The organism is Streptomyces sp. NPDC059080, assembly GCF_042739975.1.
Taxonomy (GTDB): domain Bacteria; phylum Actinomycetota; class Actinomycetes; order Streptomycetales; family Streptomycetaceae; genus Streptomyces; species Streptomyces benahoarensis.
Window position 1 is genome coordinate 15,210 of sequence record NZ_JBHYGX010000010.1, and the last position, 23,112, is coordinate 38,321.

24 protein-coding genes, 1 tRNA gene and 2 pseudogenes are annotated in these 23,112 nt (G+C 70.4%); 7 read left to right on the plus strand and 20 right to left on the minus strand.

Translation table 11 applies throughout. From position 1 onward, the window contains the following. The first annotated feature begins 131 nt into the window (after nucleotides 1-131). Together rlmB and ACFWWQ_RS10670 are read left to right on the plus strand one after the other, a co-directional pair. Nucleotides 132-1,088, plus strand: coding sequence for a 23S rRNA (guanosine(2251)-2'-O)-methyltransferase RlmB (gene rlmB / locus ACFWWQ_RS10665; protein WP_384593398.1), 957 nt, complete (start codon nucleotides 132-134; stop codon nucleotides 1,086-1,088). Nucleotides 1,089-1,289: 201 nt separating this feature from the next. Beyond that, nucleotides 1,290-2,897, plus strand: a complete 1,608-nt coding sequence (locus ACFWWQ_RS10670; protein WP_384593401.1) for a DoxX family membrane protein — start codon at nucleotides 1,290-1,292, stop codon at nucleotides 2,895-2,897. Between the two features lie 269 nt (nucleotides 2,898-3,166). Here the strand turns inward: ACFWWQ_RS10670 and ACFWWQ_RS10675 are convergent, their stop codons facing one another. The 4 genes from ACFWWQ_RS10675 to ACFWWQ_RS10690 all read right to left on the minus strand — a co-directional run bounded on the left by ACFWWQ_RS10675 (nucleotide 3,167) and on the right by ACFWWQ_RS10690 (nucleotide 6,833). Then, a complete protein-coding gene (locus ACFWWQ_RS10675; protein WP_384593404.1) occupies nucleotides 3,167-4,156 on the minus strand; it encodes an alpha/beta fold hydrolase in 990 nt (329 codons plus the stop codon). A gap of 90 nt (nucleotides 4,157-4,246) precedes the next feature. After that, complete coding sequence (locus ACFWWQ_RS10680; protein WP_384593407.1) at nucleotides 4,247-4,975, minus strand: NDP-sugar synthase; 729 nt, start codon at nucleotides 4,973-4,975, stop codon at nucleotides 4,247-4,249. Between the two features lie 30 nt (nucleotides 4,976-5,005). Beyond that, complete coding sequence (locus tag ACFWWQ_RS10685; RefSeq protein WP_384593410.1) at nucleotides 5,006-5,422, minus strand: hypothetical protein; 417 nt, start codon at nucleotides 5,420-5,422, stop codon at nucleotides 5,006-5,008. 274 nt (nucleotides 5,423-5,696) lie between these two features. After that, complete coding sequence (locus ACFWWQ_RS10690) at nucleotides 5,697-6,833, minus strand: ABC transporter ATP-binding protein (RefSeq protein WP_384593413.1); 1,137 nt, start codon at nucleotides 6,831-6,833, stop codon at nucleotides 5,697-5,699. A gap of 172 nt (nucleotides 6,834-7,005) precedes the next feature. Here ACFWWQ_RS10690 and ACFWWQ_RS10695 point away from each other — a divergent pair. Next, nucleotides 7,006-7,079, plus strand: a tRNA-Thr gene (locus ACFWWQ_RS10695). Nucleotides 7,080-7,415: 336 nt separating this feature from the next. On the opposite strand, the pseudogene ACFWWQ_RS10700 reads toward ACFWWQ_RS10695, so the two are convergent. Further along, nucleotides 7,416-7,916 (minus strand): annotated as a pseudogene (locus ACFWWQ_RS10700) (site-specific integrase); the annotation flags it as partial. On the opposite strand from ACFWWQ_RS10700, the gene ACFWWQ_RS10705 reads away from it, so the two are divergent. Further along, nucleotides 7,836-8,075, plus strand: a complete 240-nt coding sequence (locus tag ACFWWQ_RS10705) for a hypothetical protein (RefSeq protein WP_384593415.1) — start codon at nucleotides 7,836-7,838, stop codon at nucleotides 8,073-8,075. The pseudogene ACFWWQ_RS10700 and the gene ACFWWQ_RS10705 sit on opposite strands and share 81 nt — an antisense overlap. Before the next feature lie 219 nt (nucleotides 8,076-8,294). Here the strand turns inward: ACFWWQ_RS10705 and ACFWWQ_RS10710 are convergent. Then, nucleotides 8,295-8,798, minus strand: a pseudogene (locus ACFWWQ_RS10710) (site-specific integrase); the annotation flags it as partial. Next, nucleotides 8,795-9,517 carry a helix-turn-helix domain-containing protein gene (locus tag ACFWWQ_RS10715; protein WP_384593418.1) on the minus strand — a complete coding sequence of 241 codons (723 nt, stop codon included), beginning with the start codon at nucleotides 9,515-9,517 and terminating at the stop codon, nucleotides 8,795-8,797. The pseudogene ACFWWQ_RS10710 and the gene ACFWWQ_RS10715, both read right to left, overlap by 4 nt. A 133-nt stretch (nucleotides 9,518-9,650) precedes the next feature. Between ACFWWQ_RS10715 and ACFWWQ_RS10720 the strand changes: the two genes are divergently transcribed. Further along, on the plus strand, nucleotides 9,651-9,878 hold the full coding sequence (locus ACFWWQ_RS10720) for an integrase (protein WP_384593421.1): 228 nt from the start codon (nucleotides 9,651-9,653) through the stop codon (nucleotides 9,876-9,878). 216 nt (nucleotides 9,879-10,094) lie between these two features. Here ACFWWQ_RS10720 and ACFWWQ_RS10725 read toward each other — a convergent pair whose 3' ends face one another. From ACFWWQ_RS10725 to ACFWWQ_RS10760, 8 genes are all read right to left on the minus strand, one after another. Beyond that, complete coding sequence (locus tag ACFWWQ_RS10725) at nucleotides 10,095-10,493, minus strand: hypothetical protein (protein WP_384593424.1); 399 nt, start codon at nucleotides 10,491-10,493, stop codon at nucleotides 10,095-10,097. 154 nt (nucleotides 10,494-10,647) lie between these two features. Next, nucleotides 10,648-11,772, minus strand: a complete 1,125-nt coding sequence (locus tag ACFWWQ_RS10730) for a protein-L-isoaspartate(D-aspartate) O-methyltransferase (protein WP_384593427.1) — start codon at nucleotides 11,770-11,772, stop codon at nucleotides 10,648-10,650. Beyond that, nucleotides 11,769-12,734, minus strand: a complete 966-nt coding sequence (gene tgmB, locus ACFWWQ_RS10735) for an ATP-grasp ribosomal peptide maturase (protein WP_384593430.1) — start codon at nucleotides 12,732-12,734, stop codon at nucleotides 11,769-11,771. Before tgmB ends, ACFWWQ_RS10730 begins: the two co-directional genes overlap by 4 nt. A 33-nt stretch (nucleotides 12,735-12,767) precedes the next feature. Further along, a complete protein-coding gene (gene tgmA, locus ACFWWQ_RS10740) occupies nucleotides 12,768-13,049 on the minus strand; it encodes a putative ATP-grasp-modified RiPP (protein ID WP_384593433.1) in 282 nt (93 codons plus the stop codon). A 292-nt stretch (nucleotides 13,050-13,341) separates the two neighbouring features. After that, on the minus strand, nucleotides 13,342-13,629 hold the full coding sequence (locus ACFWWQ_RS10745; RefSeq protein ID WP_384593436.1) for a hypothetical protein: 288 nt from the start codon (nucleotides 13,627-13,629) through the stop codon (nucleotides 13,342-13,344). A 24-nt stretch (nucleotides 13,630-13,653) separates the two neighbouring features. Continuing rightward, on the minus strand, nucleotides 13,654-13,959 hold the full coding sequence (locus tag ACFWWQ_RS10750) for a hypothetical protein (RefSeq protein WP_384593439.1): 306 nt from the start codon (nucleotides 13,957-13,959) through the stop codon (nucleotides 13,654-13,656). Between the two features lie 394 nt (nucleotides 13,960-14,353). Further along, a complete protein-coding gene (locus tag ACFWWQ_RS10755) occupies nucleotides 14,354-14,506 on the minus strand; it encodes a hypothetical protein (protein WP_384593442.1) in 153 nt (50 codons plus the stop codon). 197 nt (nucleotides 14,507-14,703) lie between these two features. Next, nucleotides 14,704-14,847: a hypothetical protein gene (locus ACFWWQ_RS10760; RefSeq protein WP_384593444.1), complete on the minus strand. Its 144-nt coding sequence runs from the start codon at nucleotides 14,845-14,847 to the stop codon at nucleotides 14,704-14,706. A 242-nt stretch (nucleotides 14,848-15,089) separates the two neighbouring features. On the opposite strand from ACFWWQ_RS10760, the gene ACFWWQ_RS10765 reads away from it, so the two are divergent. Both ACFWWQ_RS10765 and ACFWWQ_RS10770 read left to right on the plus strand, forming a co-directional pair. Next, the gene (locus ACFWWQ_RS10765; protein WP_384593447.1) at nucleotides 15,090-15,977 is read left to right on the plus strand and encodes a helix-turn-helix domain-containing protein; all 888 of its coding nucleotides are present in this window, start codon (nucleotides 15,090-15,092) and stop codon (nucleotides 15,975-15,977) included. Next, the gene (locus ACFWWQ_RS10770) at nucleotides 15,964-16,170 is read left to right on the plus strand and encodes a DUF397 domain-containing protein (protein ID WP_384593450.1); all 207 of its coding nucleotides are present in this window, start codon (nucleotides 15,964-15,966) and stop codon (nucleotides 16,168-16,170) included. Before ACFWWQ_RS10765 ends, ACFWWQ_RS10770 begins: the two co-directional genes overlap by 14 nt. 322 nt (nucleotides 16,171-16,492) lie before the next feature. On the opposite strand, the gene ACFWWQ_RS10775 is transcribed toward ACFWWQ_RS10770, so the two are convergent. Genes ACFWWQ_RS10775 through ACFWWQ_RS10795 form a run of 5 tightly spaced genes read right to left on the minus strand, consistent with a single transcriptional unit; the run spans nucleotide 16,493 to nucleotide 23,024 of the window. After that, nucleotides 16,493-17,467: an N-acetylmuramoyl-L-alanine amidase gene (locus ACFWWQ_RS10775; RefSeq protein WP_384593453.1), complete on the minus strand. Its 975-nt coding sequence runs from the start codon at nucleotides 17,465-17,467 to the stop codon at nucleotides 16,493-16,495. Between the two features lie 28 nt (nucleotides 17,468-17,495). Beyond that, the gene (locus ACFWWQ_RS10780) at nucleotides 17,496-18,281 is read right to left on the minus strand and encodes a hypothetical protein (protein WP_384593456.1); all 786 of its coding nucleotides are present in this window, start codon (nucleotides 18,279-18,281) and stop codon (nucleotides 17,496-17,498) included. 37 nt (nucleotides 18,282-18,318) lie between these two features. Beyond that, nucleotides 18,319-19,446, minus strand: coding sequence for a hypothetical protein (locus ACFWWQ_RS10785; RefSeq protein WP_384593460.1), 1,128 nt, complete (start codon nucleotides 19,444-19,446; stop codon nucleotides 18,319-18,321). A 14-nt stretch (nucleotides 19,447-19,460) separates the two neighbouring features. Continuing rightward, nucleotides 19,461-20,333, minus strand: coding sequence for a phage distal tail protein (locus tag ACFWWQ_RS10790; protein ID WP_384593463.1), 873 nt, complete (start codon nucleotides 20,331-20,333; stop codon nucleotides 19,461-19,463). 6 nt (nucleotides 20,334-20,339) lie between these two features. Continuing rightward, the gene (locus ACFWWQ_RS10795; protein WP_384593466.1) at nucleotides 20,340-23,024 is read right to left on the minus strand and encodes a phage tail tape measure protein; all 2,685 of its coding nucleotides are present in this window, start codon (nucleotides 23,022-23,024) and stop codon (nucleotides 20,340-20,342) included. Nucleotides 23,025-23,112: the final 88 nt, after the last annotated feature.

Consider the following 23,112-nt stretch of genomic DNA (forward strand, 5'->3'; position numbering starts at 1 on the left):
CGGCACCGTCGCCGTGGCCCGGCCGCCGTCCGGATTCGCCCTTCCCGGCGGCCGCGGGCGACACTCAATCCATACGTACGTATCCACTCCACGTCGCGAGACGTCGAGAGCAGTGAAGAAACGGGTGACCCATGGCCGGCAACAGCCAGCGCAGGAACCGCCGCACGTCCAACAAGAAGGGCGCGCAGGTCGGCAGTGGCGGCCAGCGGCGCCGGGGCCTCGAAGGGAAGGGGCCGACCCCGCCCGCCTCCGCCCGCAAGGGACATGTCAAGAACCGTGTCGCCAACGCCAAGGCGAAGCAGGTGGCCGCGCGCCGTCCCGCCCCGCGGCGCGGCGGCGCGAAGGGCACGGCCGAGCTGGTCGTCGGCCGTAACCCGGTCTTCGAGGCGCTGCGTGACGGCGTGCCCGCGACCACCCTCTACGTCCAGCAGTTCATCGACTCCGACGAGCGGGTCCGCGAGGCGCTGCAGCTCGCCACGCAGCGCGGCGACATCCACCTGATGGAGGCGCCCCGCCCCGAGCTGGACCGGATGACCAACGGCCTCAACCACCAGGGCCTGGTCCTGCAGGTGCCGCCGTACGACTACGCGCACCCCGAGGACCTGGCGGCCGCCGCGTTCGACGGCGGCGAGGAGCCGCTGATCGTGGCGCTCGACGGCGTCACCGACCCGCGCAACCTCGGCGCGGTCGTCCGCTCCGTCTGCGCGTTCGGCGGTCACGGCGTGGTCGTGCCGGAGCGCCGCGCGGCCGGGATGACCGCCGGTGCGTGGAAGACCTCGGCGGGCACCGCGGCCCGTACGCCGGTCGCCCGCGCCACCAACCTGACCCGGACGCTGGAGCAGTACCAGAAGGCCGGCCTCATGGTCGTCGGGCTGGCCGCCGACGGCGAGATGGAGCTCCAGGATGTCGAGGCGCTGAACGGCCCGGTCGTGATCGTCGTCGGCAGCGAGGGCAAGGGCCTGTCGCGGCTGGTCGGCGAGACCTGCGACGTGCGGGTGCGGATCCCGATGCCGGGCGGCGCGGAGTCGCTGAACGCCGGTGTCGCCGCCGGTGTCGTCCTGTGGGAGGCGGCCCGCCGCCGCGGCTGAGCGCGCACCGTCGGGCGCCGGGCCACGGTCCGGCGCCCGGCGGTCCGGCCGCACGGAGCCGCAGGGCAGGGCGTGACGCTCCGTGCTACTTCCGGCGATCCTGTGATTTTTTGACGGGTCTCGGACAGATCGGCCAGGTCAAGGCAGTGTCTTAACCGCTCGTCACTCGGTTAGATGAGCGTGGACACCAGAACACCCCGCATGCCTACGGGGGGACGCTCGCCGGGCTTCGATGACGAGCCGCTGCTGAGCTCGGTCAAGGTGCCGTGCGATCCCGCGCAGGTCATCGTCAACCACGCCAGCTTCCGCGTACAGCTCGCCGCTCCCGTCGTGGGCCGGGTCAGGGCCGCGGCCCGGGCCCCCGTCCTCCGCGCGCGGGGCGGTGGCCGCCGGGCGCCCGTGGTGTGGAGCGGCCGCACCGATCCGGGCGGCTCGTCCGGCGCCACCACCCAGCTCCTGCGCGCCGTCCGCACCTCCGGCATCGGCCTGGACTCCGACGAGGGCGATGACGTCGCGGCGACGCAGATCCTGCCGCGGGTGGCCGCCGACACCGGCCCCACCGTCATCGGCCAGCGCGGCCCCGCCGACGCCGACACCGCGCTGCTGCGCCCGGTGCGGCCCGGCCCGTACGACCCGTACGGCGCCGACCCGGAGGCGTTCGGGAGCGGGCGCGATGCCGCGTACGACGACGCGTACGCGTACGCGGGCGACGGCGATGCGGACCGCTTCGAGGCGCGGGAGAGCTACGACGCGTCCGGGCGGCGCCGGGGCGGCGACAGCGTCCGCCACGCGTACTACCCGGGCCGCCGGATGAACCTCGGCGTCGTCCTGCTGCCGCTGCGCATCTTCCTCGGCCTGATCTCGATCTACGCGGGCATGGGCAAGCTCTGCGACCCCGTCTACTTCGACGGCGGCGAGCGCGGTTCGATGGTGAAGTGGCTGTCGTCGCTGGAGCCGTGGACGCTGGCCGTACCGCTGCGCGACTTCGCGCTGGCGCACCCGGTGGGCTCCGGGCTCACCGTCGCGTTCCTCCAGGTCGTCGTCGGTGTGCTGACCATCTGCGGGCTGTGGCAGCGGCTCGCCGCGTCGGTCGGCGCGCTGCTCTCCGCGGTGCTGCTGATGACCGTCACCTGGCACAGCATCCCGGCGTACGACGCGCCCGACTTCATCTATCTCGCCGCCTGGAGCCCGCTGGTCATCGCGGGCGCCCCGGTGTACTCCCTCGACGCCCGACTGGCCGGCGAGGCGTGGCGTCGGCTCGGTCCGCGCGTCGACGTCATCGACCTGCGGCGGCGGGTGCTGCGCCGCGGCGCCGCGATGACCTCGGTGATCGCCGGGCTGACGCTGCTCATCGGCTCGGTGCTCGGCGGCGCCGTACGGTCGGCGACGGTGACGTCCGTGCCGCGGCCCGGCGAACCGGCGATCAACAACCTGCCCGGTCGGCCGCTGCCCAGCCCGCACCGGCAGGCGACCCGCCCGCAGCAGACCCGGACCGCCGCCCCGCAGCGGCCCGGCACGCCGACCCCGGATGCCGCGCACACCGCAGGTCCGACGGGTGCGCCGTCCTCGCCCGCGGGCAGCAGCTCCCCGACGGCCGGGGCGACCAGCGGCACCGGCCGCCGGCCCGGTGCGGGCGCCACCACCGGCGCCCCGCAGCAGTCCGCCTCGACCAAGGCCCCGGCGCCGACCCCGGCGCAGACGTCCGGCGGCACGGGCGGCGGGACCACCGGCTCGGGCGACGACGGCTCCGGCTCGTCCGATGGCAGGTCGAAGGACCACACCGGGACCCTGGGCGGCCTTCTGGGCTGATCCCCGTAGGGCCCGACCGGCGACCCGCCGGGCAGCGCACGAACGGCCTCCGCGGACGGAACGTCTCCGTCCGCGGGGGCCGTTCCGTATGGGGAGACGAGCGGAACCGTAGAGGAGCGGAACCGTTGACGAGCGGATCCGTCGGGTGGTGGGCCGGTGCCGCCCGGTGCCGCCCGGTGCCGCCCGGTGGTGCACAAGGCCCATGGGGCGCCGGGCCGGGCCCGTCCTTCGATGACGGGCCCGGCCCGTCACGCGGCGCGCAGGCCCCGTCAGACGTCGGGCAGCCCCCGCAGCCACTCGATGAGCAGGCGGTTGACCTCGTCCGGACGTTCCTGCTGGACCCAGTGGCCACAGCCGTCCAGGAGGTGTGCGGCGGTGAGACCCGGCAGTGTGGTGGGGAACGCGGCGATGGCGTCGGCGAGCCAGGTCGTGGAGGCGTCGCGGGTGCCGCCGATGAAGAGTGACGGCTGGGGGATCGGCGCGCCCTCCAGGCCGGCGGTGGCCGCCCAGTCGCGGTCGGCGTTGCGGTAGCGGTTCAGCGCGCCGGTCAGCCCCGTACGCGTGAACTCCGCGGCGTAGAAGTCGAGTGCGGCCTCGTCCAGCCAGGCCGGGGCGCGGTCGCGGACGAAGCGGTCGCTGAGGCGGCCGCCCTCGGGGACGAAGAAGTGGCCGGTGGAGCCGGACGGCGGCAGGGTGTCGCCGGAGAGCGAGGCGTAGAAACCGGCGAGCCAGGAGCGGACGTCCGGTTCGATCTCCGCCTCGGCGCGGCCCGGTTCCTGGAAGTAGCGGACGTAGAACTCCTCGTCGCCGCCGAGCGCCGCGAAGGCGTCGGACGGCCGGACGGGCCCGCGCGGCGCGTACGGGACGCTCAGCAGGGCCACGGCGGAGCAGACGTCGGGCCGCAGCAGCGCGGTGTGCGCGGCGATCGGGGAGCCCCAGTCATGGCCGACGAGGACCGCGTCGCGGGCGCCGAGGGCGCGGATCACGGCGGCGTTGTCGGCGACGTGCGCCGCCATGTCGTATGCCTCGACGGCGGCGGGCCGGACGGAACGGCCGTAGCCGCGCAGGTCGAGGGCGGCGGCGCGGTAGCCCGCCGCGGCGAGCGCCGGGAGTTGGTGACGCCAGGAGTACCAGGACTCCGGGAAGCCGTGCAGGAGGAGGACGAGCGGCCCGCTGCCCTGCTCGACGAGGTGGAGCCGGCCGCCGGGGGTGTCCACCAAGCGGTGGTTCCACTGCGGTGACGGTGTGGGCTGCGGCATCGGTCCTCCTGGGGGTGTCGGTCGCGCCAGGATGCGGCACCCGCCCGGCGGCCCGTACACGGATTTGCCGTTCCGGCAAACCGGCCGCGCTCAACTCCCCGTGGCGCCCAGCTCCTTGGCGGCCTCGACGAGGTCCTTGGTGGTGTCGATGGCGCGCCAGTAGGAGCCGTGCGGGAGGGGATAACCGGCGAGCCGCCGCTCGCGGGCGAGCCGGGGGAAGGTGGTGCGTTCGTGGTCGCCGCGGTCCGGCAGCAGCGCGGTGAAGGTGGCGGAGAAGACGTAGACGCCGGCGTTGATGAGGTACGGCGACGGCGGCGCCTCGATGAAGTCGAGGACATGGCCGAACTCGTCGGTCTCCACGACGCCCCAGGGGATCCGCGGCCGGGCCAGCGCCAAGGTGGCCTCGGCGCCGCGTTCGAGGTGGAAGGCGGCCATCTCGGTGAGCGGGAAACGGGTCCAGATGTCGCCGTTGGTGGCGTACCAGGGCTCATCCGGGCGGGGCAGGGACGCCGCCGCGTACTTGAGGCCGCCGCCGCGGCCGAGGGGTTCGGTCTCGACGACGGTCGTGACGTTCAACGGGAGTTCGGCCTCGGCCAGCCACTCCTCCAGGACGTGGGCGAGGTGGCCGCAGGAGACCACCGCGTCGGTGACGCCCTCGGAGGCGAGCCAGGTGAGCTGATGGCCGATGATCGGGGTTCCCGTGCCGGGAATCTCGACCATCGGCTTGGGCCGGTCATCGGTGTACGGCCGCAGGCGCGAGCCCTGGCCACCGGCCAGGACAACGGCCTGTGTCGGATAGGGATACGGGGCGACTGTCATGGTTCGCACCCTATGCGGTGCGAGGGCGGCTCACGGGGCGGTGGCGACGCCGGAGGCGAAGGAGGTGTCGCAGACCGGGCGGGAGAACGCCTGCGCGCGGTGCCCGGCGCCGTACTTGGCGACGGCTGCCCGGCCCAGCGCCCGCGCGATGGACGTGCAGTGCGTGGCGAGCGACGGCCGCTCCGTGGTGGCCCGCTGGAGGTGGGTCAGCGCCACCCCTGGGTCCCTTTCCTGGAGTTCGAGCAGCAGGCGGTCGCGGAGGGCGTCCTGCGGGGCCTTGGGGGCGGTCTTGGCGACGGTCTTCCCGCTGGACGCGGTCAGCATCTGCGTGTCCGTGGACTTCGAGGCCCACGGCACGCTGGTGACCGCGAGCGTCCCGGAGAACACGAGGACGACGGGGAGGACAAGGGCGAGAGTTCTGCCGATACGGCGGGCTGCGGAGTTCACGGTCGCGATGGTAGCGAGCGGTGATGATATGGCGACATTGCGTCACCTTATCGAGGGACGAGACGGGGGTTGGGGAGGGCGCGATGTTGACGGAGGGGGCGCGAGGACGTTCCTTTGCGCCCCCGCGCTGCCGTGCTGCCCGCGCTCGTTCCCGTAGCGGTCGGGCGTGCCGGGCCCTGGGCGGCCGGTCGCGGCGGATGGATGCCACGACCGGCCAATTCACCTTCTCCGTACGGCAGTTGAGCCTGTCGGGTCAGTCCGCGAGGCGCTTACCTCAGTCCGTGAGGCGCTCGCCCGACGAGGTGGAGAAGACGTGTGTCTCGCCCGGCTGCGGGACAACGTGCAGGGTGGCGCCCTTCTCCGGCACCTGGCGGCCATTGACCCGGACGACCAGGTCCTTGGGTGCGCCGCCGACCTCGACGGTGCCGTAGACGTACGCGTCGGCGCCCAGCTCCTCCACGACGTTCACCGTGACGGCCAGACCGGCGGGGGCGTCCGACGCCGCCTTCGACAGCGCGGCCGCGGCGGCGCCGTTCTGCTCGACGATCTCGAAGTGCTCGGGCCGGATGCCGACGGTGACCGTCGTATCGCCCTTGTCCGCCGCCGTGGCCAGCGCGTCCCGGCCGACCGGCACCACGCTGTTGCCGAACTTCACGCCGCCGTCGGCGATCGGCACCTCGATGAGGTTCATCGCCGGTGAGCCGATGAACCCGGCGACGAAGAGGTTCGCCGGCCGGTCGTACATGTTCCGCGGCGAGTCGATCTGCTGGAGCAGCCCGTCCTTGAGGACCGCGACCCGGTCGCCCATCGTCATCGCCTCGACCTGGTCGTGGGTGACGTACACCGTCGTGATGCCCAGACGGCGCTGGAGCCCGGCGATCTGCGTACGGGTCTGCACGCGGAGCTTGGCGTCGAGGTTGGACAGCGGCTCGTCCATCAGGAAGACCTGCGGTTCCCGGACGATCGCCCGGCCCATCGCGACGCGCTGCCGCTGACCACCGGAGAGCGCCTTCGGCTTACGTCCCAGGTACTCCGTGAGGTCCAGGATCTTCGCCGCGTCCTCGACCTTCTGCCGGATCTCCGCCTTCGGCACCCCGGCGATCTTGAGCGCGAAGCCCATGTTGTCGGCGACGGACATGTGCGGGTACAGCGCGTAGTTCTGGAACACCATGGCGATGTCCCGGTCCTTGGGCGGCAGATGCGTGACGTCACGGTCGCCGATGCGGATCGCGCCGCCGTCGACGTCCTCCAGCCCCGCCAGCATCCGCAACGAGGTGGACTTCCCGCAGCCGGACGGGCCGACCAGGACGAGGAACTCGCCGTCCTCGATGGCGATGTCGAGCTTGTCGACGGCGGGCTTGTCGGAACCCGGGTAGATACGGGTTGCCTGGTCGTACGTGACCGTAGCCATGATGTGTCCCTTCACCGGCAGGAACGTGCCGGACGATCCGAGTAAAGGAGTGGCGCGGCCCACAACCGCGGGCCGGGCGCGACGCTACCTGCGGCGATCCCGGGTGTCAGCACCCCAGAGGTCACGAAATGGCGACCGGCATCCGACCCACCTGGGTACACTGCTCCCGCACGCCTCCTTAGCTCAGCTGGCCAGAGCACCGCTCTTGTAAAGCGAAGGTCGTCGGTTCGAATCCGACAGGGGGCTCTCTGGAAGCTCAGGTTGGAACTCTTCTGACCTGGGCTTTTCCTCATTCTGGGCCCGGCGGGACGGGAACGCGATGATCTTCGCACCCTCGTGTGTGGCCGTCGTGTGGCCATCGCGTCCGGCTTGTGCCGCCGCAAGGGGCTGGACGCGATGCTGAGGGGGCTCGACCGGCGCCGGCTGCGGGGCCGTGGCTCCCTCGTGCGTCGGTCGGCGGGCGGCGCCCCTGGGGACGATGGCGGCAGTGGCCTCGGCTGCTTCCTGGGCAACCTTCGGCAACACCGACTGGTAGATGTCGCGGGTGATGCGCGTGTCACTGTGGCCGAGGGTCTCGGACACGATCTTGATGTCGACGCCGGCGGCCAGCATGAGCGAGGCGGCGACGTGCCGCAGATCATGCAGCCGGATCGGCGGCAGGCCGGACAGTTCAACGAGCCGGTCGAAGTAGCCGGTCAGCCAACCGGGGTGAATGGGCGATCCGTCGGGCATGGTGAACATGCGCCCGGAGTCGACCCACGCCTCGCCCCACTCAGCGCGCTCGGCTTCTTTGCGCCGGTCGTTTTCGTCGAGTACCTCGACGGTGTACTGGTCGAGGACGACGACACGTTCGCCGCTGTCGGTCTTGGGCGGGTTCTCAATGACCTCCCAGCCGTCGAGCACGAGTTGCGTAGCGACGGTGAGAGTCTGCTGTGCTCGGCTGCGGTCCGTATCGCGTAGGCCGCATCCCTCCCCGCGGCGCAGGCCGCGGAAGGTGATCACGTGGAAGAGCCCGTACAGGCGGTCGCGCCTGTCGGCGAGGAAGTCGAGGAACTCCCCAGCCTGGTCCGGCGTCCAGACCATGACGGGAGACGGCTTGACGCCGGTGCGCAGCAATTCGGCGATGCGCTCATCCGTCCACACAAGTGCCTTGGGGCGCTTGGCGGCTGCGAGTTCGACGTGCGCGGCGGCGTTGAACACGATCAGCCCACGCGCGATGGCGACGCCCAGCGCGGCACGTAACGTTGTCCTGATGCGCTGCTGGGATGAGTTCCCCGTGGCGCGACGGAAGGGCGGCATCGCGGTGATGCTTTCCTTGAGCGCCTTACGTCGGCGGCGGTTCTCCCGGCCCTTCCAAGGGATTTCCTTGAGTTCGTCGACTGCTGCGCGACGAAGGGCGTTGGCCTCGACGATCTCGATGTTCCTCGCGGCGATGCCGGCGAACATTTCGTCGAGGTGGGCGACGTTGAGCCGGTCGATTCGTATGTGCCCGATCCGCGGCTTCAGGTGCAGGCGAATGTCGTTCTCATACCGGTTCTTTCCCGTTGTGCGGAGTGCTTTCTTCCCGGCGAGCCACTGGTCGAGCCACTCCCCAACCGTGGTGTGTGCGCTGAGCGACTGCCCCGTGCTGAACCGTCGTTTCGTGGCGTCGTGCTCCGGAATCGCTTCCTTGCTTGCCGAGACGGATTCGAGCAGATCGCCGAGTTTCCGGCGGCCCTCGTTGTCTTCCTTGTCGGCAATGTTCAGCAGGGCACGGACCTTGTCGAGGCAGTCCTGCGCGTCATCGTGCTTCTCGTAGCCGGAGCGGCGGAAGCGGCGACGTGTCCCGTCCTCGCGCGGCGGGAGTTCCTGTACGACGGTCCAGTAGCCGTGGCGTCGCTGCTTCAGTTTCGGGCACGAGCTGTTGAGTTGCTTGCCCGTCTTGGCGTCGCGGCAGCCGCAGCGCTTGGTGATGGTGCCTTTCATTCGGTGTTCTCCGTGTGGGATTCCCTCGGCTGGTTGCCTCGGGTGGCGTGGCGGAAGAGGTCGACGTGCAGGGTGCCCGGGGGGACGGTGGTGCCGAGATCGCGCAGGGTGTCGAGAACCTGCGCGAGGTCGGCGAGTCCCTGCCGGGCTTTCTCGTCCTGCTTCTGTGCGGCCCGCGCGAGTGCGTCGCGGGCTGTGGACTCTTCCAAGTCGTAGGTGTCGGACCGCATGCGGTCGGCGCGGTCGGTGTGTGCGAGGCCGGCCTCGGCGATCTGCTCGGCGCGGCGGTAGCCGGTGATCGCTTCGCCTGCGGCGCCAGCGCGGCGCCACGTGGTGTGGCTGTGGGGGGCCGGTGGCGTGTCGGTGGCCGGGGTGGGGGTGGCGCTGTGTTCCTCGCCGGCGAACCAGCGGACCGCCTCGAACGGCGGGACGTTGGCGCCCGGTAGAGCTTCGGTCTCCTCGGTGTAGCCGACGGGGAAGACCAGGGCGGCGGGTGGGATGTCGAGGGCGGCGGCGAGTACGAGGATTTCGGCGACGCTGACGGACGTTCGGCGGCCGTTCTCCAGATTGGAGATGACGGCCCGGGGGACGGCCATGCCGAGGTCGGTACAGCGGTCGGAGAGGGCTTGTGCGCTCATTCCCTGGTTGCGGCGGTAGCGGAAGACTTCACCGGCGATGACGGCGGCGAGGCGTTCGGCCCACCCTTCTTGTTGCTCCATGGTGACGCAATCTGTCATAAGTTCTGTCGCATGGCAACGCAAAAAGCTAGCGTGTCCGGCAGTCGTTGTTGTTGACCAGGGAGGTTCGGTGTCTGTGCTGTGTGTGGTCGAAGGGGCGGGAGATTCCCGCGGGATGACGCGCGAGGACTTGCTCGCGCTGCCCGTGGCGTTCCCGCTCGACGTGGCGAATCGCGCGCTCGACTTGGGGCGCACGACGGGGTACGCGCTCGCGAAGCGCGGGGAGTATCCGGTGCGCGTGCTGCGGGTCGGTCGGCTGTACCGCGTGACGCGGTGCGACCTGCTGCGGTGTCTGGGGTTCGGCCCGGAGGGGGCGGAGGCGGGACTCCCGCCGGCGGCCTGAGGGGCTGCGCACTGCGGCCCCGTTGCTGCCTCGCGGCGGCAACGGGGCCGTAGGTGTCCCGAACCGGACTTGCGAAGGACCGAAGGGGACACGCGTAACCTACTGTCGGCTACGGCTATCCGGAGCCTTTCGTTCAGGCGTTCCTTCAATCTTCACGAGGTATCCCCGGAACGGTTACGCGGTGCCCTGAGCTGCATAAATAAGCGGACGCTTAGGCTAGGCGGCCATTACGCGGATGGTGCGGGCGCCCGGGGCGACGTGGACGCCGTGGATCCGGGTCGGGCCTACGTCGTGTCCGCGCAGCGCCATGTCGAGTTGCCACCGCCGGTCGGCCTGCGCCCGGCTCTTCGCGTCGGTGGGGCGCCGGCGGGGGCGGGCGAGGACGTAGGGGCGCACGGCGCCGGTGTCCTCGCCGCGGATGGTGCGGTACCGGGCCTGTACGTGGGGCGGGAGGATCTCAGGCGCCCGCGTGGGCATGGGCGGTACGACCGGCTGCGGCGGGGCGGGCTTGAGGTGTGCTGCGCTGTGCCGTCCCGGGGCGCGCCGGGGCCATGGGGCGAAGATGGCAAGGGCGAGGGTCGCCCACATGACTATGAACGGGGTAGCGTCGGACATGTTGCGCTCCTGCTTAGCTGCTTAGCGTGACCACGCCCCGGGACGGCTCCACCCGTCGCCGGGGTCCTTGCTTTTTAACTGCGTGCGCGCTCGTGCCGTTGGGGTTCGGGCTGAGGCGCGGGGCTGCCCTGGATGTCGTGGGGCGGCCCGGGTTCTACTCGGGGAGGGACCAGAACGCGTCGCCGAGGCGTAGCTCGTGCTGTCCGGTCGGGTAGACGGTGAGGCTGTAGGCGTCGGCGGTCGGTTCGCCGGCTGCGGACCATCGGCTGATGAGGGGTGCGCGTTCGGCCCAGAGGTTGCGGGGGCCGCCGTGGTTGAGTCGGGCGGTGCCGTCCGGGCCGGGTGTGATGCGGGCCCACGAGCTCGACCTCGGGTGCGCGAGGCAGTGCACCGACTTGCCGTCGAGGAGGAGGGAGAAGTCGACGACGTCGGGGTGTACGAGGGAGCCGAGGAACTGCGGCATGTCCTCGCCGGGGTTGGCCGGCAGCTCGATTTCCTGTGTGTGGCCGGTGGCGGTGGCGACCTTGCCGGCGTAGGTGCGTGCGGGTGCCGGGGCGGCGTTGGCGTTGGGCCGGGCCTGCATGAAGGCAGCGAGGACCGGCAGGAAGTGGCCGGTGGCGCTGCGGTGGTCCCCGATGGTGAGTGCGACGAGGCCGTGTCCGAGGTTGGCGACGATGTTGCCGCCGCGGGCGACCTGGTGGCGCCACGCCTCCGGGATGCGGCCGGTGCCGTAGGTGGCGATCAGTGCGCCGTACGGGGCGTTGCCGGGGCAGCCCTCGGCGCCGTTGCCGAGGGTGAGTGTGGGGGAGTACCCGGCCATGGCGAGGTGCTTGGCGGCGTCGGTGACGATGTCGGGGTCGACGTCGCGGGAGACGACGCGGTCCGAGCCGTAGCGGTGGCAGAGAAGCGCGGCGTTGTACCCGGGGCCGGTGCCGAGGTCGAGGACGGGCAGCCGGTCGTTGACGGGTGCGAGGGCCTCGCACATGCGCGCCATCATGGACGGCTGGCTGGACGAGCTGACGGCCGTTCCGTGGATGTCGTAGCGCGTGTTCAGAGAGGTGTTGGAGTAGACGGCCGTGAGGTAGTCGGGGTCGCCCGCGCGGTAGGTGACGAGGTCGCTGCCCTCGCGCCGGGTGAAGCGGGGCACGAACAGCTCGCGGGGCACGGTCGAGAACGCTTCGTGCCAGAAGCGGGAGCGCAGTGCGCCGTCGCGGGTGAGCTGCTGGACCAGGCGGCGGCGGAGGATGCCGGCCCGGATGGCGGTGGCGGTGGTGGTCATGGGCGTTTTCCTTCGAGCAGGTCGGCGAGTGCGTGCGTGATGGGTGTGCGGAGTTCGGGGATGAAGCCCCATTGGCCGTTGGGGTTGACGTCGACGAGGTACCAGCGGCCGTCTTCTTCACTAACGAGGAAGTCGCATGCGGCGTAGCTGAGTTGCAGGGTGTAGAGCAGTTCCCGCATGCCGTCGGCCACGGTCTCGGGCACGTGGCACGGGCGGTAGGTGAGGTGGTCGTAGTCGGTGCGGAAGTCGATGCGGGCGGCGTCCGAGCCGGCGTGGATCTCGGCGGCGAACAGCCGGTACTCGACGGCGGTCACCCGCACCTCGTACGCCTTGGGAATCCACTGCTGGAACTGGTGAGCGGTGAGGCGTACCGCGTCGGTGATCTCGTCCGCGTGGACCTTTGTGGTCCACAGGGCGTGGGCGTTGCCGTCGTGGGTGGTCGGTCCGCCGGGGCCGAGGGCCTTGTACGCCGCGGTGCGGCCGGGGAGCGCGCGGACGAATTCCCGTGCTCCGACGGGGTCGTTGGTGATGAGGGTGGGCGGGACGTTGAGGCCGCTGCGGGATGCGGCGGCGAGGGCGACGGGCACGAGTTCGGCGTGCGCGTTGGCGGAGGGGTGGTTGACCCACCGGCAGCGCCGCGAGGCAAGCAGGCCGTGAAACCCGGCGCGTGCCTCGGCCCGCGCCCATGCGGCGTCGTGGTCGGTCATGCCGGGGTGGGTGCGGAAGGGTGAGGGTCGCCGGTAGTAGACGGCGCGGATCTCCTCCAGGGTGAGGCCCCGGTGCTGACCGCGCAGCGCGCCTACCCAAGGGCCCGTCTCGGGGCCGATGCGGGCGCCGAGGGTGAGCTGCTGGGGGAAGTCGCCGGGGTCGAGCCGGACGACACGCACGCCTCGCTCGGACAGTTCCGAGATGACCAGATCGGATGTCGCGTCGAGGGCGCGAGTCAGCACCAGGACCGTCACGGGTCAGTTCTCCTTATGGCTGGTGGGCGGGTGTCAGTCGGTGTCGTTCTCGCTGCTGGTGTCGAGCTGACTGTCTTCCTGGGTCTGCTGCGTGGTGGTGAGCGAGGTCGCCATGGAGGGCTCGTGGATGAACGGCGTGCCGTCCTTGGTGACGCTGATCTGCCGGTCGGGGCAGAGCGTCAGGACCGGCGGCAGGTCGGCGGGGGTGTCGGTGACGGTGACCGGTACGGCCTTGGTGAGGCCGAACGGCCGGACGGAGTCGCGCGGCCCGGCGGCAGCCGGGGAAGTGGTGCGCTCGGTGGTGAGCGTCGTCATAGCGGTATCTCCTCTTGCGTCGATGCGGTGGTACGCCCGTCGCGGTGCGGCGGGCGGCCCGCCCCGTGCCGGGGCGGGAGCCTGTGCCGGCCTCGATGTGGCCGGGGAATGTGATGCGCGGGGCGCGCGGCCCGGTGGTGATGCCATGACGGGCCGCGGTGGTGAGGGGAGTGGACGTTGTCCGTCGGGCTGCTGCTGTCCGGGAAGCAGCCCGACGGGGCCTGGCCCGCCCCGTCGGCCCGCGACGGCGGCGAGGACGCCGGAGCGGAACGGCGCGGGGCGAAGCCTGCTGTCAGTCCGGCAGTTGATCGGCGTCGGGCGCCTGGTTGCGGTAGTCGTCGAGGAGGTTCAGCGCGTGGTTGAGCTTGCGGGCGAAGTCGCCCGCCTCGTCGACGGAGATCGACCCGAGGGTGATCTTGTAGTCGGTTCGGCGGCAGCCGTCGCAGGGTTCCCTGATCTCGATGTCGTCGAACTCGATGTCCAGGCGCCGGAAGGCGTTGACGAAGGCGCTGCCCTTCTCCTGCGCCTCCAACCGGGCGGTAGTGAGCCAGAAGGCGGTATCTGAACCGATGTAGTCCATGAGTGGCGTCTCCGTGGAAGGGACCTACGCGACGACGGCGCAGAGTTCCCGAGGCTGCGAGCGATCGTGGCGGGCGTCTGCTCGACGCTCGTAGTCGAGCAGGTACGGGCGGACGAGGGAGATCCCCTCGCCGCTGAAGGGCTGCGCACGTTCCTGGACGTGTTCGGGCAGCGGCCGGCGGGCGTACGGCGGGGCCGGGGGGATGACCGGCGGCGCGGGCGGCAGCGGCGGCGGGAAAAGGAAGACGGACGCCCGGCGTGCGACGGAGTGTGCACGGCGGCGGGTCGGTTCCCCTAACCAAAGGAACATGAGAGCGATAAAGTCGCCCATGTTGTCAACTCCTAACGGTGGTGACTTCGTCCCCGGCAGCCGTTGCAGCGGCGAGCGGGGGTGGTACCCGCTCCCCTGCCGCGGGCGGACGGCGCTTGCAGGCGCCGACCGGTTCCACCGGGGCAGGGGGCGGGACATCAGGACCGCCGGGCAGTCGGCGGCGTGTTCGGGAATGGTCAGCCGTGCTCCGGGGGAGCGAGCGGGCGGACGGACGGGAGACAGCACGTAGTGCCCTGTCCCAGACCGGCGTGACGCTCGTACATGGCGTCGGCCTTACGCGGGTCCTCGCCGAGGTGGCACAAGGCGAATTGATAGAACCAGTACCACTGCTCATCAAGTCGGCCGAGTGCCTCACTCAGCATGCCGCGCACGACGATTCGGATCGCTCGGGCGTTCACAGAGACTCCAGCGCGGCCACAACGGGCACCGTGTGCACCAACCGGAACTGGAAGTGTTCTTCCTCCTGGAGGTGGCCGAGCGCCCAGGACGCCCCTACCGAACCGTCAGAGCAAAAGCCGCTCATCGCTTCGCACGTGTAGCACTGCATGGCGTACGACGGCGGCTCGGTGGCGGGGAAGAGGTCACGAACGAATCTGAAGCGACGAAAGCGCTCTACCTCGCCGGTGGGCCTACCGGCGTCGTGCTTCGTGGGGCTGGCCGTGTTCGGCACAGTGCAACTCCGATGGTTGGTGGGGCGGTTCCGCGTGCTGCGGGTGCCTGCGCAGCCGGCCATCAGCCCGGCAGCTAGGTCTTCTTGCCGAGAAGCGCCCAGTGCGCCGTGATTACGCCCTCCAACCGGGCAATTTCTGCGTCGAGTTGAGTCGACTCGTTCTGCTCGTCGGACGACTTCAGGTCGGGCTGTTGTTCCCGGTCTTCCTGTTCAGGCATGCGTCTGCCCCTCCTAGCGCAGAGCTGATGACCCGCCAATACCGCTTGATGTCACCGGAGTTGGCATCAAGCGGTTGCGGGTCTACAGAGTGCCCGGCGATGACCCTTCATGCAAGACTTCACGTCGATGGCTCGTGAGTAGGTAGTCGAACTGGTGGCTTGCATTGCATGGCGAGGGCATGACTGCTTTCATCGTGATCGACATGGGTCCGTCATACTGGGGCGTGTAGAAGGGGTGGAGAATGACAGAGGGGCCGACAGGGTCGACCGTTCCGCGTCGGCAGTTGGGCAGAAACCTGCGCGACCTGCGGAACCGCGCTCGTCTCACAGTCCGTGCTGCGGCGAAGAAGCTGGAGTGGTCCGAGGCCAAGATGTGGCGCATCGAAACGGGTCAGACTCCGCTACGGAGTCTTGACGTCCAAGCGATGTGCTCTGTCTATGGCGCACCCACTGGTTTGACCGAGGCGCTGATGGGCCTCGCGAAGGAAACCAAAGCTCGCGGATGGTGGCACGCGTACGGCGATGTCATCCCCGAGGGGTTCGACATCTACGTCGGGCTGGAAGAGGCGGCGTCGAGCCTTTCCTCGTACGAAAGCGACGTGGTTCCGGGGCTACTCCAGACGGAGGGCTACGCCCGGGAAGTCACGCGGACCCATGTTCGGGGGATTGATGAGGAAGACCTCGATGGACGGGTGCGCCTGCGGATCGAGCGTCAGACTCTTCTCACGCGCGTAACCGATCCGCCGACGTTGCGTGTCGTGCTGAGCGAGGCGGTGCTGCGCCGGCCCATCGGCGGGCGTGACGTCATGGCAGAACAGCTTGAGCACCTTGTCGAGGTGTCCGAGCTGCCGAACGTTTCGATTCGCGTTGTTCCGTTCGCTGCTGGTATGCACGACGGTGTCGTGACCGGCCCGTTCGTCATCCTGCGCTTCCCGCTCAACGGCGACGGGATCGACACGGAGCCGCCAACGGTCTACGCCGATGGCTACACCGGGGGCCTGTACCTGGACAAGCCAAAGGAAGTCGAACAGTACGACATGGCTTTCCAAGGGATCTGGGAAACATCGCTCGATGAGCAGGCGTCACGGCGTCTGATCTCCGAATTGGCAGGGAGTCATGGACAGGGTTGATCTGACACGCGCAGCGTGGTTCAAGTCGAGCTACAGCAACGGCAACGGCAACTGTGTCGAGGTGGCCGACCTCGGGACAGCGGTTGGTCTGCGGGATAGCAAGCAGGATGCGGGCCCGGTGCTGACCAGCTCTTCTGAGGGGTGGCAGGCGTTCATCGCTGGCGTCATGAACGACTATTTCGAGAAGCCGTAACGGGGCGACTCAGCCGCTGGCGGCACCAACGGTTAAGGCAGGCTCCTGCGGCGGATGCGTTCCGTCGCTCTGGGGTCGCTTTGGCACGCGCTCCCGCGTTGAAACGCAGACAGCGCCCCCTATCGACCCGAAGGCCGATAGGGGGCGCTGTGTTGTTCAACGGATGAGCTACCAAGTGGACAGGAAACAGCCAGTGGCGCCAACGAGGATGGCGAGGGACGGGAGAAACTACCGTGTCCGTTCGAGCGCGGCGCGAACCCTGAGCCGACGCTGTCACGGAGCTGTTGGAGTCTGAGCACAACGTCGTGAGGGTCGGGCGGTGTTACACAGCGCCGCCGCCCGTGGCCGTGTCCGGGGCCGGTTCCTTCGTGGGTGCCGGTACGGCGCTGCGTAGCCATTTCGGGAGCAGCTTCTGGACTTGGTCGCTCTGCATGACCCGGGTCACCGCCGCGGCGACGGCGAGGGCGGTGCCGACGCCGGCCGCGGTGTGCGGGACGTCGGCGGTGTCGACGAGGATCGGGAGGGAGGCGGCGAGGCTGAGTGCGGTCTGCACGATGGTTCGTACGGTGCGCCGGGCGGCGTCCGACATGGGCTGTCCCTTCTGCGGCGGGCGGGGTGTCGGTGCCGGGGTCGGCTTCTTCGGCGGCTTGTGCCGGGGTGGCTTCTTGTGTGGCTTCTTCGGCTTCGGGGGCTGCTCGCCGGGCGGGTGCTTGAGGCGCTCGGCGACCCGCCGGCGCATCTCGTCCATGGCGAAGCCTCGGGGGTCTGACTTCTGGTTCGTCCACTCAAGGTGGCCGATCACCGAGGCGGCGTGCCATCCGTGGTGGCGGCACAGCGCTGCCGCTACCCGCTCGATTGCGTCGAGCTGTGCCTCGGGCCACGGGTCGCGGCCGTCCCCACGGTTCTCACACTCGAACCCGTAGAAGTGCCGGTTCCCATCGACGTCTTGCCCGTTCGGTGCTGGCAGCTTCCGTTCGTCGATGACTGCGGCGAGCACGTCGCGGTCACCGAGCCCGGCGTGATTCGCGCGGCCGTGCCCGGTGAGATGAACGACGCCGTCCTTGGTGATGGCCGCGTGAGCGAGCGGCCCCGGAAGATCGGACCGGCCGCGGTAGATGAGATCGACGGTTTGCTTGGCGCCACTGGTGACGGTGTGGTGCACCATGACCCCGTGCACCGGCCCCCATGGCCCGCGCGCGTTGCGGTTGTGGCTGCGCCATGAGCGCTCGCCCTTGACCCTGACGCCCTCGGCCTTGAGCGCGGCGACCAGGGCGGCGGCGCCTATGGGTGCCGACACAGCCGCCCCCTCTCCGGCGATCCGGCGCTCACTCGGTGCCGCCCTTGGCCTGGTCGCCGTTGAAGGTCTCGACGGGCAGCGTCGGATCGGGGCGGCCGGCGTCCCCGTCCTGTCCGGCCGGCGCTTCCGGCGCTTCCTCGGCCGAGTACGTGTTCCGCCCGTACGCCGTCAGCAGCCGCGTTTCGATCGGGCGCCGGGCGTTGTGGGTGTAGTGCTCGACCTGTATCGCGTAGTCGTCGAGGAATCCGGCGCGGTCGAGGGGCTGCTCGACGGTGTGCGCGGTCCACTCGCCCTCGGGCACCTCCCACTCGTCCGCGGTGAACACCGCGCCGCCCTCGGCCCGCATGCGTACGCGGACGCGTCCGCCGGCCTCGGCGTAGCTGGTCACCTCGATGTGCGCGACGGCGTTGTGCACGGGGGTGATGCCGACCCATGCGTGCTGCCAACCGGTCGCGCCGGTGGACTGGTTGGCGGTGGGGTGCAGTTGGAGCGGGAGCCACGGCCGGCCGAGGTGCCGGGGGCTGTGCGTGTCGTCCATGACGAGGATCCGGTCGGGCGCGTCGGTGGCGCGGCTCCACATGCGCACCGTGCCGCGGTCGGCCCGCTCGCCCTCGACGGTCAGCGCGTATGAGCCGTCCATGCGGCGGGCGACCAGGCCGTACGAGCCGCCGGGCCACTCCCCGACGACGAACGTCGCGAACTCTTCCTTCGGCGGCACGACGGCGAGCTGCCCGCCCTCGGTGATCCGCACGTCGCCGTCGCGGATCTGGTCGAGCGGGGGCCGGCTCTGGCTGCGGCCGGCGAGTTCCTTCACCTGCCGCTCAAGCGATCGGATTCGGTCGAGCAAGTCGTTACGCACTGTCGCCATTGGGGTGCTCCGGGGTTTCTAGGGTGAGTTTCACGGACTCGGCGGCGCCCCGCTCCGGGGGCGTCACGGCGATGCCGACGACGCGGTGCCGCACGTCGAGGCCGTCGGCGAACCACAGATCCCGCACCCGCAGCCGGACGTACCGGCCGATCAGGTCAGGGCTGATCTGCGGATCGAGATGCACGGTGACTTCGGGGATGACCGCGGGCCGGCGGGCGGCGGCGGCCTCGGCGCGCGCGTGCTCGGCGAGCTGCTCGGGGTCGTCGAGGGACTGGTGATCGCTGGTCCCGTCGAGACGCGGCCACCCGGCGGCGAGGGCGGCCTCGTCGACGAGCAGCTCGGACAGCAGCGGTTTCGACGCGGCGGCCTGGTTGCGGTTGTTGGTCGCGCCCCGGGCCTGCCACGTCGTGGCGACGGTCGTACCGTCGGCCGGCCACGCGTAGCTGAGGATGTGGCCGGGGTGGGTGAGCACGACGTCGCCGCCGCGGACGATGCGGGGGTGTCCGAGGTCGAGGTGCTTGACGCGCTCCCCGGACTCCGGGTCGCGGAAGCAGCGGATGCGCCACTCGAACCCGTCCTCGGCCGTGCTGAGCTTGTCGAGCAGATCCCGGATGGTCGGCTGATCCGAGGCGGCGAACGTACGTGACCGCAGCACGCCCGACGTGTCGGTGCCGTACCGGATGCCGATGTCTCCGCCGGGCTGCTGCTGCGCGTAGTCGATGAGGTTCCGCGCGATGTCGAACTGATCGGTGTTCTTCGCCTTGTGCGTGGTGCGCAGGGTGCGGTGGTCGAGGTCGGTGTCGAACGTGCCGCCCTGCACCTCGACTTGGATGTTTCCGCGCTCGTCGCTTTGCGGGTTGACCGACCAGAGCACGCCGCCCCACCAGATCCGCCGGTCACGCTCCACCCACAGCGCGGTGCGGGCGACGCGGTCCGGGCCGATTGCGGCGCGCGCCCGGTCGGCGAGCTCCCGGTTCGGGATCGGCACCGTGCCCCGGAAGCTGCCGGCCTTGCCGATGTAGTCCTCGATGCTGACGCCCGACAGGGGCAGCACGTCGAGCAGCCGGTCGGAGCGCAGATCACACACGAGCACGCGATACGTGGACGTCACCACGGCTCCACTCCTCACCAGTGCGCCGAGCGCCACCGCAGCAGGGCGGCGGCGCGCGGGTCGGCGGGCGCGTCCGGCGCGGCCCGGAAGGTCAGCTCGTTGCGGCCGGCGACGAGCATGAACGCGGGCTCGGGCCACGACGCGAAGCTCGCGGCGTTCAGCAGACTCTCGCCGCTGTCGAGCACGGCCGTGCCCGCGCGGGTGTCGACGGTGAGTCGCTCGCCGGGGTCGAGGATCGCCTCGTACTCCAGAACGGCCCCGGTCGTCGCGTTGGTCAGTCGCGGGGTGTCGACGGGGCCGACGAACTCGACGACGGGGTGCGTCGGCGCGCGGCCGAGGTTGTAGGCGACAAGGTCGCCGGTCGACGCGGGGATGCCGCGCGGCCCGCCGTCGGCGGCGGTGTGCCAGGGCAGGCACGGCTCGGGCAGTCCGGACTCGATCCACTGCACGGCGGGGGTGTAGCGGCGAGGGTCGCTCGCCTCGAACTGGATCGCACCGCCGGTCGCCACGCCGACCCCGTAGGCCGGATCGACGGGCACCTCGCGCCGGACCACGCGCGCGAATACGAGCAGCGGACCGCGGTCGTCGAGGTGGATGAGCAGAGGCTGCTCGTCGTCGACGAGGGGCGTCGCCGCTTCCAGGGCGGCGACTGTGGCGCCGATGCGTCCGGGCTCGGCCCGCACGATCACCTCGTCGAGCGTGATCGTACGGGCCTGCGCGAGCAGGGCGCCCGGGTAGGCGCCGTGCGCGGCCGGGCGCGGCACGCTACCCGAGTCGATTGCCGGGATTTCGTTCCAGCCGGTCAGCTTCCGCCAGCGGTACGGGGTGCCGGGGCCGAGCAGCAGCTCGCCGAACTGCACGGTCCCCGGACGGGTGTTGATGGTCATGGTGGGTTACCCCCTTGCTTTCATCTGCCACGCGAGCGCGGCGGCGGTCTGGGCAGGGCTCGCGCCGCCGGCGTGCCAGTTCTCGATATGCACGGCGGGCCCCCACACGCCGCCGCTCGCCGCGGCACCGCTCGCCGCATCGGCGGGCGCAGCAGCGCCGGGGGCGAACTGCGGGGCGGCGGGGGCCGAGGCGAGATTGCGCATGGTGCGGTTGACGGCCGGTGTTCCGGCCTTGATGCCCTCGACAACACCGGCGGGAATGAAACGCCCGATCTTGTCGCGCATCAGCCGAGAGGGCGAGTGAATTCCGAGGGCTTTTGCTATCGGCCCCGGAATCATGTTCTTTGCCCAGCCGATCAGCTTGCTTTTGAGCCACGAACCCATGGACTTGATGCCACTCCACAAGCCCGTAATCAGGGCGCTGCCCTTGCTGACGAGCATTGTTCCGAAATTGCCGAAAAAGCCGACGATCCGGCCCGGCAGCGACTTGACGAAGGCGAGCATCTCGCCCGCCTTACGTGCCGTGCCGGATTTGATTGCGCTCCAATGTTTGATGATGATCCCGGGGAGCGTCCAATTCATGAACAAATTCACGATGAACGCGCCAATGGCCTTGATTTTTCCCCAAACCCAAGACCATGCGGCAGCGGTCGCGCTCTTGATCGTATTCCAGTGCTTGATGATCAATCCGGGTAGCGTGAAATTCATGAAAATATTCACGATGAACCCGGCAACTGCCTTGATCTTGTTCCAGATCCAGCCCCACGCCGCGGCGGTCCACTGCTTGACCGTGTCCCACTTGGCCACGACCAGCGCCACCAGGGCGACCACGGCGGCGGTGATCCAGCCAACCGGCCCCATGGCGAGCACCCACGCCGCGGCCATGCGCGCGGCCTGAACCATCGACTGCACACCCATGAGCACCCACCCGGCCACCACCCGCGCGGCAGCCGCCGCGGCGGCAACTCCCTGAGCTGCCCACCCGCCGAGGATGACCGCGTTCGCCGCGACGAACCGCGCCGCGGCTGCGATGCCGGCGCCGGCTTGCACGGCCCAGCCGGCGACCACGCGCGCACCGGTCGCCGTAGCGGCTGCGCCCTGCCTTACCCACCCGCCGAGGATGACCGCGTTCGCCGCGACGAACCGCGCCGCGGCTGCGATGCCGGCGCCGCCTTGCACGGCCCAGCCGGCGACCACGCGCGCACCGGTCGCCGTAGCGGCTGCGCCCTGCCTTACCCACCCGCCGAGAACGACCACGTTCGCCGCGACGAACCGCGCCGCCGCGGCCGTCCCTGCTGCTGCCTGTGTCGCCCAGCCGGTGACGGTCGCCGCAGTCGTGGTGGCGGACTGTACGGCGAGGCGTACGAGGCTTGGCAGCATCACGGTAGTGATCACTGCTGCTAGCGAAATGACTGCGCCCCGGTGCTGCGCGACGAATCCACCCGCCGCGCCGAGGGCGGCGCCAACCCGGCCGAGATAGCCGACAAACGTCGTCAGCGCGGGGATGACCTGTGCGCCGAGAATCTGGACGAACCCCTGTGACAGGGACCGTTTGAACGCCTCGATTTTGGTCGCCGCGTTGTCCCGCATCGCGTTACCGGCGGAGTCCGTAGCGCCCTTGACCTTGCCGAGCGCGGCGACCGCGGTCGCCGGATTCAGCTTGTAGAGCGAGCCCTGCAAGTCCTCGGCCTTGGTGCCGAACAAGGCGACGGCGGTCGCGTTGCGTTTGGCCGGGTCTTCAATCGCCTTGATCCGGGAAAGGACGGTGCCGAGTGCGGCACTGGCAGCGGGCCCGCCCTTGGTGAAGGTGGCGGCCATCTTGCCCGCGTTCAGGCCGATCGCCTGGAAGGCGCCGACGCTGCCGCTCGACATGTCTTTCGAGCGGATCGCGAACTCTTTCAGCGCGTCGGCGACGGTGTCCGCGTCGCGCGCGCCGCCTTGCAGGCCCTGTTGCATCAGGCCCATTGCGGTTTGCGAGTCGAGCCCGAGATCCCGGAATTGAGTCGAATATTCCGAGAAGGTGTCGAGCAAATCCTCGCCCGCGTTCGCGCCGCGCTGCGTGCCGCGAACAAGTACGTCCATGGCCTCGCTCGCGTTCTGCGCGACGCCGGTCTTCAGCATCGTGCCGACCGCGCGGGAGACGGCGCCGACGTCCTCGCCCATGACCCGCGCGGTATCGGCGACGCGCGTGCCCATGGACGCGATCTGTCCCTGTGTCGCCTCGGGCGGCAACAGGCCGTTCTGTGCGATGCCGCGCAGCACGTCGGCGCCGTCCTGGACGGAGTCGACGATCGCCCCGGAGTACAAGGCGCCGGCAGCCTTGCCGTACTGCGCGGCCACCGGGCCACTCGTGCCGAGCTGCGCTTGCAGGGTGCCGGTGATCTTGCCCTGCTCCATGGCCTCGGAGAGTCCGGCCATGAGGGCGGCGCCGATGCTCGCGCCCACCGCCGCGGCGGCGAACCCCTTGAGCGCGCCGGTGATTCCGACGGCGGCGCGGTCGCCCCCGTCGGTGGCGCCGTCGGCGAGCCCGTCGCCGAGCGCATCGCCGGCAGCGTCGCCCGCGCGGTCCGCGTCTCCCGTGATCTGGTCGGCGCCCGCGCGCATCGCTTGCCGGGCACGGGCGATACCGGCCTCGGCGCCGGACGGATCAACGGTGAGTGTCGCCGTAAGCTCGCCTACCGTCAGCGCCACGGCCCGTCACCTCCTAGAGGGTCGGCCGGACGCGTCCGGCAGCTATGCGGTTATGTGGAAGGCGGGTTGAGCAGGCGGGCGAGGCGGG